Raw genomic sequence first — 15911 nt, forward strand, 5'->3', positions numbered from 1 at the left:
GGGTCTTCATCTTCGTTCCTTCGTCACTACGACGAAGCCCCAACCCTCCTTAAATCACAACCTCAAATCTGTGCCATTGGTGCTGACGGGGGACAACTTATGCTGTCGTCACTGGCGATATCTCACGCGGCGCATCCCCAACTGATCTCCCTGGCCGTTTCGGCAACCCTAAGAGCCCGGAAGAGTATCTCACCTACGGAGGGAAGCCTTCGAAGGGTGGTTCGCTGATTGCACTGGCTCTTTCGATTGCCTTCCTCATCGTGGCCGTCCTTAGCTGGTAGCCTTTCCGGAATAGCGGTTGGGTTTAAAAGGTCACCGCTGATCACGATCATAGAAGCGCTCATTGAAGCGATCGTCGGCACCGTCCTCGCCTTTGCGATCCTGCTGAAAATCCTGACGGCGCTGGCCGGATCGCGTGACATTGGTCTCATAACGCTGTCCGAGAGACTGACCGCCTTCCTCAATTCGATTGCCGATCGCGCTGTCTGACGCCCCCTCGACAAGATTGCGCGGTGACCCGGCTGAACGACGGGGACCCTGTCCGCGTAAGTCTGCTTCGGTAAATGAGCCCGGACCTGAGACATTGCCCACAAGCGAACCAGATTCTGGTATCAGATCGCTGAACGGCGCCACTCGCTGATCATAATAGTCGGCGATGATCGCCCGCGCGACCACTTCGGCAGTCGCCTGCTCCTGGGGGCTAAGATCAGTACGTGCCAGACTCGGTGCCGTCAGACCCAGTTCAGCAGCCTTTTCCTGGTACCGGCTTGCGATAATCTGGCTGAGGTCGAAGGAGAGATTGGACCCATAGCCATCCCTACTCGAGGTGTTGCTGCTGAGGGATTTCGAGACCTCGTCGATCGCCGCAATGCGCTTATCAATCCGCCGAACGTCCTCAAGAGCCTGTTCACGGGAAAAGGCCTTTTCCGAGTACCCTTCGCTGCGGCTGAAGCTGCCGCTCTGCGAATAGCTGCCGCTGTCCTGCGTTGCGTTGGATCCACTCGAACGATTGTCAGATGTCGATGAGTCGAAGCCTTGGCTCTGGTTGGCTTCAGTTCCTCGGGTGACCGAATCTAGCCGCGAACGGCCACCACTAATCCCCGCTTGAACGTTGCCGCCAATGGCACCATTCGCCCCACTTCCGCCCTCGCCATTTGCAGCGCGATTACCGCCGCGTCCCGCTGAACCACCAACGCTCAGCGAGCCACCCTTGGTTGTTTCGAGGCGATCCGTATTGCTTTGCTGGGCACCCCGCGAGGAACTCACACGATCGCTCTCCGAGACCGTGTCGCGTGCATCAAGCGACTGGTTGTCAAACCGCTGAAGGTTCTCGCCCGACCGGAACCCTGCAGAACTCTCGGAACCGCTGGAATTGCGGGTGCCGGTTGTTTGCCGGCTCGACGTTCGATCAGCCAACGATAGCGCACGGGAGCGCTCTTCGCTCAGCGTATTGCGTGCGGTTTCCAATTCGGACAGCGTCTGCTGGCGCTCAGCATTCGCGAATTGGCTGACAGAAGATGCAAACGCGAGGCGGCTCATCGCAGGTGAGGTATCGTAAACCGTCGATTCGCCCTTCTGCTGGAGGATGAGGAACCAGTCGGAGTTTTCGAGGGCGGCCCGCGAGCCTTCGGATTTGTAGTAATCGTGGATCGACTGCGTGGCAGTGATCAGCGCGCCGCCATATTTGCGGCAGGTGCGCGAATAGGTCTCGACGAAGTCGGCCATCGCCCCGCCCTTCAGCATCTGCCAGGCCTCATCGATGATCAGCGGTTTCGGGATCGCGCGGTCCATCCGGCGCATGACCTGCGAGGCAATGAACATGATCGAGGTCAGAACGACGCCGCGCAGCTCCACCCGGGTCGCAAGGTCCGAGAGCTCGAACACGGTAAGATCGGCCGACAGATCAAGGTTGGCATCGCCAAGGAAGAACTTCCCGTATGTTCCCTTGGCCGCGAACGGCAGCAGCGAGGTCGCCAGATCATAAGCGAAGGGATGCTCGTGGCCCTTGAGGGCCTGCATCACGTGATCGATGGTGCCGTCCCGGCCCTTCGGCGCGATGATCGTAACAGCATAGTAGCAGGACACGAGCTTCTCGCCCTGCTTGACCCGGTCGGCAACGAACTGCCACTCAGCCGCTTCGGTACGCAGCTTGGGCACAAGCTTCACGCCCTTGCCTTCCGCAAGCGAGCTGGTGCGCACGAACTTGTAGCCGGCCTTCGCTTCGGAAGACTCCTGATTGGGGATCACTCCACAAGCCGTCTGCAAGACAGGACAAGGCAGCGAGAGCTTGGGGTTGAAGATGTCCCCAATCACCTTCTGGCTGTCCCAGGGTGCCCAACGATCCGGAAAATTGCGCACCGCCATGGTTCGCACATCGAAGCGCTCAGGCACGAAGTCCTTTAACTCGGGCACGCCATCGACTGATGAGCCCGTTGGCCGCAACGACTGTGCCTCAAGCACAAGGCGGTCACGACCGACATGGGTGACGAGATCGCGCCTGATGCACTGCTCATTGATAGGATCGAACCGGTTGTATCCCGGCACTTCGTCGCCAGCGCCAGTGGACGGGGCGAGGATCTCATCGAAGAAGCGGATCAGGTCGGTTGGCGCGAATTCCTTGACCGGCACATCGATGGAATCGAGCGCGGATATGATCCCCTCGCGCATGGTAAGGAGGTCATCGGTCGAAAGGCCCGAACCGTCACTTATCCCGACCGCGAGCAGCACGCGAAAGCTCCGCACAAAGAACGGGCCATCGCTCGCAAGAGTGGACCATGCTCCATTGCGCAACTTGTCGACGCGGTGACGGGCGAGCGTCTGGAAAACCCCCGAAGCCTTGTAGCGCGGCAACGCCCAGGCCTGAAGTTTCTCAGCAACGCGCGGACTCGAATAGTTCGTGACCGAGAACTTGGTGCCGGGCAGAAGAATGTCGGAGAACAGCGACCCGATCACATCATTGACCCGGTCGTTTGCACCGACAAGCGGCGCGAGCTCGATGATGAAACCCTTCGAGCGGACCTGATGAAAGATACGCTTCTCCTCATCGAACGAGCGATACCCGAGGAAATGGGAGAGCATTGGCACGCTGGCAGGCCGAGCGTTCTGCTCAGGCTTGCGAGCGTCGCCGGTTACCAGATCGATGATGTTGGTGAAGGCCTGCAGCATGGCGCGTTACTCCGGCGTTGCAGGGGGCGTTGCAGGGAATGAGGCGGCCTCGCGCCTCGGCAATCGCTGCTGTGATGCGAGGCGCTCGGAGACCTTCGCCTCGATCTCAGCGATCGGGTTGGCAGGCTGAGAAGCCGCTTGCTGGGCTGGGGCCTGCTGGATCGGCGCTGGGGTCTTTGGAAGATTGGACGCCATGGCAGTCTCAGCGCCCACGGAACCTGGCTGACCGTCATCCAAGATGCCAGGGGCAATCGCCATGAATTGCGGTGCGCTCTCGGCGGCCGCCAACAGCCCCTGAGCACGCGCAGGCTTTGCACCTCGTAGCGCAATTGTCTCGAGAGCATCGCCCCGGCCCGGGAGCATCGCCTTAACTGGCACCGCGATGCGGGCATGGGCTGTGCCTGCGGCATCCGTGTAGCCCGGAAACACGACAGACAGCTCGTAACTCGGCGACGAACGCGCAACGAGTGCTTCGGAACCGAGCGACTGGCCCCGCACAGGCGCGGAGATCCCGTCGTCCATCCGAAATGGACCTGCAGGGTTCAGAAGATCCGCCGAGGTCGTTTCCTCGATCCGCGCAATTGCGCTGTCATCGATCACCAGCGAAGGCGCGCAGATACCGTCTGCAGCCTCGCAGCGAAACTTGCCACTGACGTTGGTACCGAGCGTCGTACAGGCCGACAGCCCACACGTCACAGCCGCGATTGCCAATGCCCCTTTGGTGTTCATGACACCTTCTCCTTCAGCCAGGTTTCGAGGAATTCGCGAGGGCGGAAGCCGTGAAGGACAGCGCCATCATCGCGCACAATGACCGGGGTGCCGGTGAACCCATGTTGCCTCGCAAAGGCCTCATTGGCATCAAGGCCCGAGGTGTCGCAGCGCCGACCGCTCGTGATCGCGCCACCATCATAGGCTTCGTTCACCGCGCGGCGCTTGCTTGATCGGTTGTCAGAGCGCATATCGCTCGGCGAGATTGCGTCGCTGACACCTTCCGGGGACACTAGGGTGCGCCGGGATGGCCACCATCAATACAGTCCTGAAGAAGCTCTTGAATCTGTATCCGGCTTGGCGGAGGGCGCTTGCCGACGGGAACCTGATGACGTTCGAACCACGCCTGATGCCGACAGGGTGAAGCAAGAAACAGCCGATGCTTGTCAGAACGCGCTGGTCTCTGCCGACACGAATGATGTCTACGGCATCCAGCGATCGGGGTTCGTTTGGGCCGAAGCCTCTGCCCTCTTCCCTTTCATCGACGGTATGGTCGAAATCGCGAGACGGCCCGGCCTGACCGAGCTTCACGCGGTCGCTCGCGTCTGCCAGATAGGTCAGGCTACAGCCGCTCGGGCAAGCGCCATGCTAGGGACAGAGATCGCACTCCTCTGCGCGCTAATCACCGGGCATCACCTGGCCAACGGACAAATCCGCAAGACCCCCGATGCATACATGCAAGCACTGGTGCGGCGCGCCCGCAGCGGTGAGCTCAATCTCGGCCACACGCTGCTCGGCCGCAGAAAGGCAGTATTCGGCCAGGGGGATACAAGGGCTTCGAATATGCGTATCTCTGTTCGATCATCGATGCACTAGGTCCGACTCATGAAGCAGGAAGCCCTTATCGCTTGGACATCGCTCTACATCGGCGTGGGAATGATGGCGCTGATCTGCGCAGTGCTCTCAGTTGTCGTCACGGCTGACGACTGGCGGAGTGGCAGGTGGCGACCCACGCACCAAACGGGGCTCCAGAAAGCTCTGGTCATCCCGAAGCTCTGGCTGCGCTGGCAGCTCAACTACCTCAAGGGCGCGCCAGTCATCCTGGCAATCAGCGTGTACTATGCTTGGCACGTCGGTTTCTCAGTGTTCTGGGACGTCTGATCGTCCATCGAATGAGGCAAGCATTACCCTGCGAAACGGATTGGGCGCGGGAAGTGCTGCCGAAGTCAGCGACACGCCGCCGGTCGAATTCGGAATGCCAATTGAGCCCATGATCGTACGCACATAGTTGCGGGTCTCACGAAACGGCGGGATACCGCCAAATTGGTCCACGCGTCCCGGGCCTGCATTATAGGCAGCCAGTGCAAGCTCCCATGTCCCGAAGCGATCCAACTGCTCGCGCAGATACCGCGCGCCGCCGACAAGGTTTTGCCGCACATCCCAAGGGTCGGTGACACGCAGATATTGGGCCGTACCGGGCATAAGCTGAGCCATGCCCATCGCACCGGCACTGCTTCGGGCGAAGGGACGATATCTGCTTTCCTGCGCCAGCAACGCGTCAAATAGAACAACGGGCACGCCGGCATCGCAAGCGACGTCGACGATCAGGTTGAAATAGGCGGTCCGGCGAGCCTGAGCATCGCCGCTGATACCATATCGCGGGAAGAAGCTGCGGGACTGGCAGAGTGGGTCATCCTGCGAAGGGCGGAATGGTGAAGAAGCAGGGCTCATGAATGATGCACCTGCCCGCATCCACGAAGGAACAGCGGGACGCGCGGCATAGGGATTGATCGTGAAGCTGTGAGGGACCAACTCAAAGTCGCCGTGCAACTCTGGTGAAAACGCATCCACTGGAGCCGGAGGCACTTCCACTGATTGCTCGAGATCGACCGCCCCGCGCAACTGTGGGCGGAGCACAGCAAAATCCGGTTTTGCCTCTGGCACAAACACGTCGAGCATGGCTTCGCGCGCCGATGATGGCGTCGGCGTCAAAGCGACCAGCAAAAATAGAAGATTTTTCATGACCACACCTTTCGGCGTGGTTCGGATATCGCCCCACTTTTCTAAATGAACAGGCGGCGCATGGCAATCGCCCAGAATCTGGCATCGCACAGACGAAAGCGGCGTTGGCCATCGCGAGCCGTGCCGGAGAAGGTCGGGTCGATCCAGAGGGGAAAGATGGTGAGGCTGAGCTGAGAGGAGCGAGTTTATGCTAGTTGCGCTCAAACCCACCCAGGAGACCATCGACATCGTTGCTGCGCTGAAGGGCCGTTGGCACGGTTCCTACGCGATGTGCATCTGCCCTGCGCATGCAGACCGAACGCCGTCACTTTCAGTCCGGCAGGGCGAGCGGGGTATTCTGGTCCACTGTTTTGCGGGATGCCGCAGCGAGGATGTCCTGCGCGAAATCGGTCGGACCAAACCGATCCTGAATTCCTCTGCCCCAAGCTATCAGCCAGAACGAACTGCGCCAAACGTCAGAAGGATATGGGATCAGGCCACGGAGATCCGCGGAACGCTCGGTGAAGTCTACCTTCGGTCGCGGCGGCTGCCAATCGACCTCCCCGACTTACGCTTCCATCCGCGGTGCCCATTCGGCCGCAAGCCTAAGACCACCTTCCGGCCCGCGATACTGGTCGGTGTCAGAACCGGGCACCGGATGACGGCCATCCAGCGGATCAGGCTGACCAACGACGGAACATGGCATGATGGCAAATTCATGCTCGGAAAGCCTGAACGGGGCGCGTGGGCACCGCAGTTCGAGGGCGACGTGCTCGCCATTGCTGAGGGCATGGAGGATGCGGCGAGCTATACTCAGATCAAAGGAGTCCCTTGCTGGGCAGCACTCGGGAATAAGCGTCTCGCGCTAATCAACGTTCCGGACCAAGTTGGCACCCTTTACATCGCCGCGGACAACGATGGTCCAGGCCGATACGCTGCAATGGCGGCAGTTGGATCACATAACATACCAGAAAGGCAGCTCTTGCGTGATCCGCCGCCAAGGCCTTTCCACGATTGGGCAGAAGCTCAGAGCCATATCCGTTAAATGAACATCAGGCTGAGTGTCGGCGATGAAGATCGGGCGCGAGGCACCGACAAACGCTGTAAGCTGTTGAACGAGCCATTCGGAAACATACCGCAAACTTGCCGGTCGAATTTCAGCATCGATATGCAGTTCCGACTTCCGCCGTCGAAGTTCATAGGCCACACCATCATAGAAAACGGATCGGTCCATTGAGGAACCCGTTTCAAGCAGTGCAGCGAAACTACGCAGACCGATTACTTGCATCTTTCCCACTACAAAGCTTGCGGGATTATCAATCGCGTCAATTCGATTTATGGCGAACCATTTGCCCATGAAATCTCGGATTTTCGGTGATGGGGCCAAAGGAAAACGCTATCACTTCAAGACACAGCTTGGTTTTATCCTGTATGTCAATTATACTGCCGCTGACTTCGGTTAAAATCCGTTGTCAACAGATCGCGCCGGTGCCCGAGAGGGTTTAATTCGGGAACACGGTGAGGAGCGGCTTTTGCTGATCCGAGTCCGAGGCTGTCCCTGCAACTGTAAGCGGCGAGCGCGATGCACATCGCTTCCACCTTCGGGCGGGAGCAGCCACTGGGCCGGACGCTAAGTCATGCGGGGCCTGGGAAGGCCGTGCATCAAGCTGTGACCCGCGAGCCAGGAGACCTGCCGGCGCTTGGTCGCTCTTGCTGCGGTCCAGGGGATGGCCATGGCACGGTAAACCTCCGTCTGAGCGACGAATCGATGTGACTGGGTCTTTCAGCGGCCCCGGCGCTGCGGGCGCGCGCCAGGAGAAAGCTGCTGACCACCTCACGTGGCGACTTGGTCTTGGTTCGTGGCGTCCGGACCGGAGACACCTGCAATGCAAATGTCATATAGTGCCTGACGTTATGGCAATCCGCCGCTTGGTCACCCTCAAGAAAGACAATGACCATTTGGTCGTAGAGGTAGACCTCGATGGGCCGATGCCGATTGGCCTTGTGGTCCATAAGGGCGAGCGCGACGCTACCATGCGGCTACTCATGGCGAAGAGTGGCAGCGCAATCGACAAACCCGGAAGAGTTTGCAGATTTCAACCCGATCAGTTGGGCTCTGCTGAAATGCTTGTCGATGAGCTTCGCGACAGGCTCCGCCGGATCGCTTCGAAACCCCTTAGTCTCAAGCAGATTGAGAAGCTGTTGTCGCTCACCCCCGCCGAACGCAACCGGTGGTCGAAAGATGGCCGACTGCAAATTTCCGGGACATCCAAAATACGCCGAGGGGACAACCTCATTTCGCTCGCGACCTATAATGTGGATGCGGTGGAACGGTTGCTTGAAAATCCTGCCATCGTTGAGGCTTGGCGTCGTTCCGATGCCAGTCGTTAAGGGATTGGCTTTCGGGCGACTTTCGACTAGTGGATCAACGTCAACGGTTTAAGACCGTTGTCAACAGATCGCGCCGGTGCCCGAGAGGGCTTAATTCGGGAACACGGTGAGGAGCGGCCTTGGCTGATCCGAATCCGAGGCTGTCCCTGCAACTGTAAGCGGCGAGCGCGATGCACATCGCTTCCACCTTCGGGCGGAAGCAGCCACTGGGCCTTACGCTTGTCCAAGCGCGGCCTGGGAAGGCCGTGCATCAAGCTATGACCCGCGAGCCAGGAGACCTGCCGGCGTTTGGTCGCTCTTGCTGCGGTCCAGGGGATGGCCATGGCACGGTAACCTCCGTCTGAGCGACGAACCATTGCGGCTGGGGCCGCAGGGTTAGTCCTGCGCGGGTGAATTGTGCCCACTCGCGTTGGCCTGGCCGACCGTTCGTGCGCTCTCCCGACTCGCCTTGGGAGTTGATGGATCCGGTTGCCCCTTTTCGTCGCGCAGTTGCTCGGCACCAAGGGGGTATCCCGATGAAGAAACCTGTTCTCGTATCCACGTTTGCGCTGGCGCTAGCCAGCTGCCCGGCCTTCGCGCAGTCGAACCCGGGACAGCCTACAACCAATGACAGCGGAGAAACCATTGTCGTGACGGCGTCACGGTCCGGTGAGGCCGTGGCCGTAAACAAGCTCGGTGCGTCGGTGACGGTACTGGACAGCGAAGCGTTGGAGCAGCGCCAGACCCGGATTGTTTCGGACATTCTGCGCGATGTGCCGGGCGTTGCCGTGAGCCGCACCGGCGCTGCTGGCGGCCTCACCCAGCTCCGGCTTCGCGGCTCCGAGGGCAACCACGTCCTCGTTCTGATTGACGGTATAGAAGCTTCGGACCCGTATTTTGGCGAGTTCGATTTCGCCACTCTCATTGCCGATCCCGAAGCCCGCGTTGAAGTCCTGCGAGGGCAGCAGTCCTCGCTTTACGGTTCGGACGCGATCGGCGGCGTTATCCAGTATCTGACATTGACCGGGAAGGAGGCTCCGGGGGTCAGCTTGCGCGCAGAGGGCGGCAGCTTCAACACCTTCACCGGAAGCGCGCGTGCTGGCGGAGTGTCTGGCGATCTCGATTATGCTGTGTCTGGCGCTTACTATCACACCGGCGGCTATCCCACGGCACGAAATGGCAGCAGGGATGTCGGCTCCGACATCGCAGGCCTTTCGGCCAAGCTCATCTGGTCGCCGTCCGAAACCTTCAAACTGACCGGCGTTGCCCGCTACAGCTTCACGGAAGCCGATACCAACAACAGCGAGAACAATCCGGCGAGCCCGCTATTCGGATTCACCGTCGACAGCCCCGGCGTGTTCTTCAGAAACAAGGCCTTCTATGGTCTTGTGAGAGCTGAACTGATCGGGCTCGACGGCCGCTGGACGAACGCAGTGACAGGGCAAGTCGCGTTGAGCGAGCGCAAGGGCTTCGACGCTGCGGGCTTCGATTACGGCAACAAGGGTAACCGCTACAAAGGCTCGTTCGAATCGAGCCTGCGGCTGGGCACCGACGCCATCCGGCATCGCCTGACCGCCGCAATCGACGTCGAGCGCGAAGAATTCCAGAACACCACACCGTCATCCTTCGCGTTTCAGGGAAAAAGATCGACCGACAATGTCGGGATTGTCGGGCAGTATGAACTGCTGATCAACGACGCATTCTCTTTTGGTGCATCGATCCGCCATGACGAAAATGATCGCTTTGATGACCCCACAACTTGGCGGGTTCAAGGCAGTTATTCGCTCCCGACTGGTACCCGTGTTCGCGGTGCCTATGGAACGGGGGTCAAGAATCCGGGCTATTTCGAGCTCTATGGATTTTCCGATGGCCGCTATATTGGCAACCCTAACCTGAGGCCCGAGAAGTCGGAAGGGTGGGAAGCCGGCATCGAGCAAAGCTTCAGCGATGGCAAGGCCACCATAAGCGCGACCTATTTCGATAGCCGCCTGAAGGACGAAATTTTCACGACCTTCCCCGCTCCGACCTTCATAGCGACGCCATCAAACCGTGCAACTTTGTCGAAACAGCATGGCATTGAGGTGGCCCTTGCCGCCCGTCCAATTCCCCAGATCAGGCTGGACGCCGCCTACACATGGCTTCATGCGCGAGAAAACGGCACAGTCGAGGTGCGTCGCCCCAAGCATATCGGCAGTTTCAACGCGACAGTGTTCAGCAAGGATGAGCGCTTTTCGGGTACGTTGACAGTGCGCTACAACGGGCGTCAGACCGATGTCGCGTTTACAAATCCAAGCTTCATTCCGGTGCGCGTGTCCCTGAGGGAATATGTACTGGTTAACCTGAATGCCGAATACAAGTTGCGCCCCAACATTTCGTTGTTTGCGCGCGTAGAAAACCTCATCAACGAGCAATACGAAGAGGTGTTCAGTTTCGCCACTCCGGGCCGCGCAGGCTATGGTGGCGTTCGCGTCCGCTTCTGATGTTCCGCAAGGCGCTCTGCCTCCTTTGGATGATCTCCGTGCTTCCGGCTCTGGCCGGTTGCACGGAGCCGTCTGGTAGTCGCAGCCAGGCGGCAGCAAAGCCAGTCCATGTCATGTCGATGAACCAGTGCACGGATCAGCTTGTCCTGGCATTGCTGCCACCTGAGCGGATCGCGTCGGTCACTTGGCTGTCGCGCGATCCCGACGGCTCCCTCATGTTCCGCGAGGCTGCGCGTGTCGACATCAACCATGGAATGTCGGAGGAGGTCCTGCGCCAGAAGCCGGACCTGGTTATTGCCGGGGCATTTACGACGCCGGCAACACGCGGACTGCTTAAGCGATTAGGGTTTCCAATGATCGAGGTCGATCATGCGGAAACCTACGAAGATATCCGCAAGATAACCCGACAGGTCGCCAAGGCAGTAGGAGAGCCCGCTCGCGGCGAGGAATTGATCGCAAAAATGGACCGCCAACTGGCCGACCTTGCGCGCGATCCGGGCCCGCCGCTACGAGTGGCTGCGTGGGATGGTGCTGGCTTCAATGCAAGCACGGGGTCTCTCTATGACACTGTGCTCAAGACAGCCGGTGCGACCAATGTTGCCAACACACTGCAGAAGAGCAGCTACGGCAAACCGGATATCGAAATCCTGCTCCTTTCTGCTCCGTCCCTGCTGGTGAAAGGCGCCGGGGTAGGTCGCCGCCCGGGGCTTCGCGAAAACGTCGAGCGACACCCTCTAATCCGTCGCTACTGGGACGGTGACCGTACGCTGACGATCCGACAGGCGTACTACGTTTGCGGAACGCCGATGGTGACGGAAGCCGCGATGCAGTTGCGCAACGAACTTCGTTCAGCGGCTCTCCATGCCCGCTCTCCCCTTCCCTTTGCCGGTGGGAAATCGCTATGACCCGGTGGCTTGTTCCCATGCTGGTCAGTTGTCTGCTCGCCAGCGCTTTCGCTTCGGTGCTGGCTGGCTCCGTCTGGTTGACACCACGCGAAGCGTTTCAGGCGCTGGCTTTCGATCATGCGGATCTGGCTGGCCAGATCGTCACCCAGATCCGCCTGCCACGGGTTGTCCTTTCGATGGCCATCGGTGGCATCCTTGGCCTCTCGGGTGCCGTCATGCAGGGGCTGTTGCGAAACCCGCTGGCTGACCCCGGCCTGCTGGGCGTTTCGGCAGGTGCCTCGCTCGGTGCGGTCATCGCCATCTATTTCGGCTTTGCCGCCAGTTTTACCCTTGCCGCTCCGCTGTTTGGTCTGACAGGTGCATTCGTCACCACAGGCATTGCCTTCATCCTTGCGCGGGGAGGCGGTACCCTATCGCTCATCCTGGCCGGGGCAGCAGTCAGCAGCATAGCCAGTGCAGGCGTCAGTCTGGCGCTCAACCTCTCCCCCAATCCTTATGCCGCTTACGAGATCATGACCTGGCTGATGGGTTCGCTTGCCGATCGAAGCTGGGATCATGTCCGCCTTGCCACACCCTTTATCCTTGCCGGGGGTACGATGCTTCTGCTGACGGGCCGAGCTCTGGATGCTCTTGCATTGGGTGAAGCGCAGGCTGAAAGCCTGGGGATTGCGGTTTCACGAACGCGCATGCTGGCGCTGATCGGTACGGCCCTTGGCGTCGGAGGCGCAACCGCCGTATCCGGAACGATCGGTTTCGTAGGCCTGATTGCGCCTCACCTTGTCCGGCCTCTGGTCGCCCATCGTCCAGGCAAGGTGCTCATCCCGGCCATGCTGGTTGGAGCCGTTCTGGTAACCCTCGCCGACATCGCGTCGCGCACATTGGTATTCCGGGGCATGCCGCTAAATCTCGGGGTGTTCATCAGCCTGATCGGGGCACCGTTCTTCCTGTGGCTGGTCCTTCATGTCCGGAGACGCACCGCATGAGCGCGCTGCACTTTCATGGTGTTTCGGCGCGCCGGGGGCAGCGTCTGGTCCTTGACGGGATATCGGCGCGTGTTCCATCGGGCCATCTGACTGCTGTGATCGGCCCCAATGGCGCCGGCAAGAGCACCTTGCTGGACATCACATCGGGCCTCAAACGCCCGGTGCAAGGTTCGGTCGAACTCGATGGCAAGGACCTCCACCGCCTTGGCCGCCGGGAACTTGCCAAGTTGCGTGCCTATCTGCCGCAACGTGCGGGGGTTGATTGGCCGATCACCGTAGAGCGCGTGGTTGCGCTCGGGCTGACTCCGGCGCTGCCAGCATTCGGCACCATACCGTCCGCTCTGCTTCCCGCCATCGACGATGCACTGCTCGCCTGCGATCTGCTGGGTTTGCGGGATCGGCCAGCCACGCAATTGTCGGGTGGCGAACTGGCGCGGGCAATGCTGGCCCGCGCGATTGTCGGCGATCCAGCGCTTCTGATCGTTGATGAACCAACCGCGGGTCTGGATCCACGCCATGCCATCGATGCCGTCCAGCGTCTCAAGGCCCGGACCACGGCCGGGTGCACGGTTGTCATGGCGATCCACGATCTTGATCTGGCCTTGGCCTTCGCGGACTCGATCCTCGCAATCCGCGATGGGCGATTGCTTGCACACGGTCCGACGCACGAAGTCGTCACCGAAAGCCTACTCACCTCGCTCTATGACGTTCCGGTCCGGTTATCTCGTGACGGGGACGGCATTTCCGTCCGCTTTCTCAAGTCCGGGGTATCATCATGAACCAGATTTCCTTTGACGAACTGGCACGTCTCGCGTGCGACCCTGGCCATGGCTGGAGCATCGGCACATTCGGTGCGATCGGCGAATTCATTCGCGACGAGGATGAGCCGGCCACGGTTCAAAACGACCGCGACAATATCGAAATCGTGACCGCTCGCGGTGCCTTGCGGATCAGGCATTCGGATAGCTTTGAATGCCTTGCCTGGGATAGCCTGTCCTCTGATGGCGAAAGCTGGGGTCATGCAATGGCGCTCTGCGCGCCTCTGACTGGTTCGGTCGATCGGGCTGTCGTATCTTTGGGCGCCGATACCGACGCCATTCGCAGGGAAGACCAGTCGAGCCGCCTGTTCGACATGGGCGTTTGTAACGGCACCATAAGGATGTGCGCCCGCACTGACGACGAAGCGCTGATCGGGGCTCTCGAGGCTCTTGAAGGTCAGGACCTGCTGTCTTCGCCAACAGTCATGGCCGAGGTTCTGCGTGCGCAGCCCCACCGGGTCATGCTCTCGCCTGCCGGACGGATCGAAGTCTTCCAACCGATTCCGCCTCCGGATGGGAAATCGCCGGAAGGCCCGCACACCCATCTGCTTGCCAAGCTTATCGGGAAGGGTCGGCCACATGGCGCCAACGTCCCCATTCCGGATGGCTATCAGTCGATCCTGAACATTCACCCTCGCTCACCTTGGCGGAACGCACTGGGTGAACGGCACGATTTCGTGCCCGATACGGACACCGCCTTTTCACCTATGCTTGAACGCTTTGGCCTTGATCAGGATCGTGCCGTGGACGCACATATCCGCACCGCTGTGGCTGAAGGCGCAAACCCTGAATTCTTTGATTGGCCCGACACACGGCGGGGCCGAACGAAAGCCCGCATCGTCCTGCGCCGTCTTGCCGCTGCCGGTCACGAGCACGTGGGTCCCTGGCGCGTCTGGTTCGACCGCGCTCCCGTTGAAACCGATGAAACGGAACAGTGAGGTTGCGCCTGCAATTTCAGCGCGAACTTTGATTGGCATGATCGAAGTTTGGGTCTAGAGATATTCAATGATGATGCGGGTTTGCCCGTGCCATCGATGATCGCGCCGGTGCCCCCAACGGGGCTTAATCGGGAATGCGGTGCGGGAGCGTAGCTCCCAAATCCGCGGCTGTCCCTGCAACTGTAAGCGGATAGCGCGATGCACATTTTTCCTGCGCGTGCAGGAAAAGCCACTGGACCGCGCATGAACGCGCATCTGGGAAGGCGTGCATCAAGCTGTGACCCGCGAGCCAGGAGACCTGCCGGCGCTCTGGTCGCTCTTGCCCGGGTCCAGGGGATGGCCAAGGCACGGTACTCTTCCGTCTGAGCGACGAAGCTGTGCGGCTGGGGCTGCACGGCCGCGTGGTTTCGGGCGTCTGTCGCGCCAGCCCGTTGTCGCGCGCCGACCGGACCTGTCCGGCAAGCCCTGCCCGGTGTCGCTCTGGCGCGCGGAGGAACTGCCATGTCGGACCTGTCAAAGGTACCCGTCACGATCATCACCGGCTTTCTGGGTGCCGGTAAGACCACGCTGATCAGCCACCTGATCCGCAACGCTGGCGGACGCCGATTGGCTGTGGTCGTCAATGAATTCGGTACTCTGGGGGTGGATGGGGACATCCTACAATCCTGCGCCATTCCCGATTGCCCGGCGGAAAACATCGTCGAACTGGCCAACGGCTGCATCTGCTGCACCGTGGCGGACGATTTCATTCCCACCGTAGAGCGCCTGCTCGCGCTTGATCCGCGCCCTGACCATATCCTGATCGAGACATCAGGGCTGGCCCTGCCCAAGCCCTTGCTCAAGGCCTTCGACTGGCCGGCAATCCGCAGTCGCATCACGGTGGATGGCGTCCTTGCGCTGGCCGATGCCGAAGCGGTTGCTGCCGGACGGTTTGCCCCCGATCTTGCAGCGCTGGAGGCCCAGCGCGCCGCAGACCCGGGGATCGACCACGAAACCCCGCTGTCCGAAGTCTTCGAGGACCAGCTTGCCTGCGCCGATCTCGTTTTGCTGACCAAGGTTGATCTGGCCGGACCTGACGGAGTCGCTGCCGCAAGGGCAGCCATTGCGGCCGAAGCACCCCGCCCCGTGCCTGTGATCGAGATAGCCGAAGGGATTGTCGACCCTCGCGTGATCCTTGGACTTGGAGCTGCCGCCGAAGACGATATCGCTGCCCGGCCCTCGCATCACGACAATGAGGATGATCACGAGCACGACGATTTCGACAGCACCGTCATCGCGCTCGGCGAGATTGCCGATCCCGCCGATTTGGTGGCGCGTATCGAAACGCTCGCCCGCGACCATCGCATCCTGCGGGTAAAAGGCTACGCTGCCGTGACTGGCAAGCCCTTGCGCCTCTTGGTGCAGGCCGTCGGGTCGAGGGTTCGTCACCAGTACGACCGCCCATGGCGCCCCGATGAGCGGCGCCAGACCACCCTGGTCGCCATCGCCGAGCATGACGATATCGACGAGCCTGCCATTCGCGCGGTGCTGGCAGGCTAAGCTA

The 15911-nt window shown here is 60.5% G+C and carries 14 protein-coding genes, 1 pseudogene and 3 riboswitches; of the genes and pseudogenes, 10 read left to right on the forward strand and 5 right to left on the reverse strand.

Features of this window, described 5'->3' with window-relative positions; translation table 11 throughout:
- Positions 1-312: 312 nt before the first annotated feature.
- The 3 genes and pseudogenes from C7451_RS16135 to C7451_RS16145 all read right to left on the reverse strand — a co-directional run.
- Complete coding sequence (locus tag C7451_RS16135) at positions 313-3165, reverse strand: TraC family protein (protein ID WP_110299998.1); 2853 nt, start codon at positions 3163-3165, stop codon at positions 313-315.
- 6 nt (positions 3166-3171) lie between these two features.
- On the reverse strand, positions 3172-3894 hold the full coding sequence (locus C7451_RS16140) for a hypothetical protein (RefSeq protein WP_110299999.1): 723 nt from the start codon (positions 3892-3894) through the stop codon (positions 3172-3174).
- A pseudogene (locus tag C7451_RS16145) lies at positions 3891-4052 on the reverse strand (DsbC family protein); the annotation flags it as partial. The gene C7451_RS16140 and the pseudogene C7451_RS16145, both read right to left, overlap by 4 nt.
- A 241-nt stretch (positions 4053-4293) precedes the next feature.
- Here C7451_RS16145 and C7451_RS16150 point away from each other — a divergent pair.
- Both C7451_RS16150 and C7451_RS16155 read left to right on the forward strand, forming a co-directional pair.
- A complete protein-coding gene (locus tag C7451_RS16150) occupies positions 4294-4749 on the forward strand; it encodes a hypothetical protein (RefSeq protein ID WP_110300000.1) in 456 nt (151 codons plus the stop codon).
- Between the two features lie 9 nt (positions 4750-4758).
- Positions 4759-5034: a hypothetical protein gene (locus C7451_RS16155; protein ID WP_039330618.1), complete on the forward strand. Its 276-nt coding sequence runs from the start codon at positions 4759-4761 to the stop codon at positions 5032-5034.
- Here C7451_RS16155 and C7451_RS16160 read toward each other — a convergent pair.
- Entirely contained in the window at positions 5014-5895 is an 882-nt protein-coding gene (locus tag C7451_RS16160) for a lytic transglycosylase domain-containing protein (RefSeq protein ID WP_052241776.1), read from the reverse strand. The genes C7451_RS16155 and C7451_RS16160 overlap by 21 nt on opposite strands.
- A gap of 268 nt (positions 5896-6163) precedes the next feature.
- Here C7451_RS16160 and C7451_RS20500 point away from each other — a divergent pair, with 268 nt between their 5' ends.
- Complete coding sequence (locus C7451_RS20500) at positions 6164-6919, forward strand: DUF7146 domain-containing protein (RefSeq protein ID WP_419470515.1); 756 nt, start codon at positions 6164-6166, stop codon at positions 6917-6919.
- Here C7451_RS20500 and C7451_RS20030 read toward each other — a convergent pair.
- Positions 6830-7231, reverse strand: a complete 402-nt coding sequence (locus C7451_RS20030; protein WP_152998733.1) for a hypothetical protein — start codon at positions 7229-7231, stop codon at positions 6830-6832. The genes C7451_RS20500 and C7451_RS20030 overlap by 90 nt on opposite strands.
- Before the next feature lie 112 nt (positions 7232-7343).
- A riboswitch (cobalamin riboswitch) is annotated at positions 7344-7586 on the forward strand.
- 217 nt (positions 7587-7803) lie between these two features.
- Between C7451_RS20030 and C7451_RS16175 the strand changes: the two genes are divergently transcribed.
- From C7451_RS16175 to cobW, 7 genes are all read left to right on the forward strand, one after another.
- Positions 7804-8265, forward strand: a complete 462-nt coding sequence (locus C7451_RS16175; RefSeq protein WP_137776011.1) for a hypothetical protein — start codon at positions 7804-7806, stop codon at positions 8263-8265.
- Between the two features lie 57 nt (positions 8266-8322).
- Positions 8323-8565: riboswitch (cobalamin riboswitch) on the forward strand.
- A gap of 215 nt (positions 8566-8780) precedes the next feature.
- Positions 8781-10724 (forward strand): TonB-dependent receptor plug domain-containing protein, encoded by a 1944-nt coding sequence (locus C7451_RS16180; RefSeq protein WP_039330622.1) that lies wholly within the window; start codon positions 8781-8783, stop codon positions 10722-10724.
- Between the two features lie 113 nt (positions 10725-10837).
- On the forward strand, positions 10838-11629 hold the full coding sequence (locus tag C7451_RS16185; RefSeq protein ID WP_160328032.1) for an ABC transporter substrate-binding protein: 792 nt from the start codon (positions 10838-10840) through the stop codon (positions 11627-11629).
- Positions 11626-12612, forward strand: a complete 987-nt coding sequence (locus tag C7451_RS16190; protein WP_039330624.1) for a FecCD family ABC transporter permease — start codon at positions 11626-11628, stop codon at positions 12610-12612. The genes C7451_RS16185 and C7451_RS16190 overlap by 4 nt, the downstream gene beginning before the upstream one ends.
- On the forward strand, positions 12609-13391 hold the full coding sequence (locus tag C7451_RS16195; RefSeq protein ID WP_052241777.1) for an ABC transporter ATP-binding protein: 783 nt from the start codon (positions 12609-12611) through the stop codon (positions 13389-13391). Before C7451_RS16190 ends, C7451_RS16195 begins: the two co-directional genes overlap by 4 nt.
- Positions 13388-14368 (forward strand): DUF6925 family protein, encoded by a 981-nt coding sequence (locus C7451_RS16200; RefSeq protein WP_052241778.1) that lies wholly within the window; start codon positions 13388-13390, stop codon positions 14366-14368. Before C7451_RS16195 ends, C7451_RS16200 begins: the two co-directional genes overlap by 4 nt.
- A gap of 89 nt (positions 14369-14457) precedes the next feature.
- Positions 14458-14688, forward strand: a riboswitch (cobalamin riboswitch).
- Positions 14689-14869: 181 nt separating this feature from the next.
- Positions 14870-15907, forward strand: a complete 1038-nt coding sequence (gene cobW / locus C7451_RS16205; RefSeq protein WP_039330625.1) for a cobalamin biosynthesis protein CobW — start codon at positions 14870-14872, stop codon at positions 15905-15907.
- Positions 15908-15911 lie beyond the last annotated feature (4 nt).

It is taken from the genome of Blastomonas natatoria, assembly GCF_003201955.1.
Lineage (GTDB): Bacteria > Pseudomonadota > Alphaproteobacteria > Sphingomonadales > Sphingomonadaceae > Blastomonas > Blastomonas natatoria.

Bases quoted from the DNA above. Each gene is read 5' to 3' on its own strand.
- C7451_RS16135 (WP_110299998.1), bottom strand. From the start codon at position 3,165: ATGCTGCAGGCCTTCACCAACATCATCGATCTGGTAACCGGCGACGCT.
- C7451_RS16140 (WP_110299999.1), bottom strand. From the start codon at position 3,894: ATGAACACCAAAGGGGCATTGGCAATCGCGGCTGTGACGTGTGGGCTG.
- C7451_RS16155 (WP_039330618.1), top strand. From the start codon at position 4,759: ATGAAGCAGGAAGCCCTTATCGCTTGGACATCGCTCTACATCGGCGTG.
- C7451_RS16160 (WP_052241776.1), bottom strand. From the start codon at position 5,895: ATGAAAAATCTTCTATTTTTGCTGGTCGCTTTGACGCCGACGCCATCA.
- C7451_RS20500 (WP_419470515.1), top strand. From the start codon at position 6,164: ATGTGCATCTGCCCTGCGCATGCAGACCGAACGCCGTCACTTTCAGTC.
- C7451_RS20030 (WP_152998733.1), bottom strand. From the start codon at position 7,231: ATGGGCAAATGGTTCGCCATAAATCGAATTGACGCGATTGATAATCCC.
- C7451_RS16180 (WP_039330622.1), top strand. From the start codon at position 8,781: ATGAAGAAACCTGTTCTCGTATCCACGTTTGCGCTGGCGCTAGCCAGC.
- C7451_RS16185 (WP_160328032.1), top strand. From the start codon at position 10,838: ATGTCGATGAACCAGTGCACGGATCAGCTTGTCCTGGCATTGCTGCCA.
- C7451_RS16190 (WP_039330624.1), top strand. From the start codon at position 11,626: ATGACCCGGTGGCTTGTTCCCATGCTGGTCAGTTGTCTGCTCGCCAGC.
- C7451_RS16195 (WP_052241777.1), top strand. From the start codon at position 12,609: ATGAGCGCGCTGCACTTTCATGGTGTTTCGGCGCGCCGGGGGCAGCGT.
- C7451_RS16200 (WP_052241778.1), top strand. From the start codon at position 13,388: ATGAACCAGATTTCCTTTGACGAACTGGCACGTCTCGCGTGCGACCCT.
- cobW (WP_039330625.1), top strand. From the start codon at position 14,870: ATGTCGGACCTGTCAAAGGTACCCGTCACGATCATCACCGGCTTTCTG.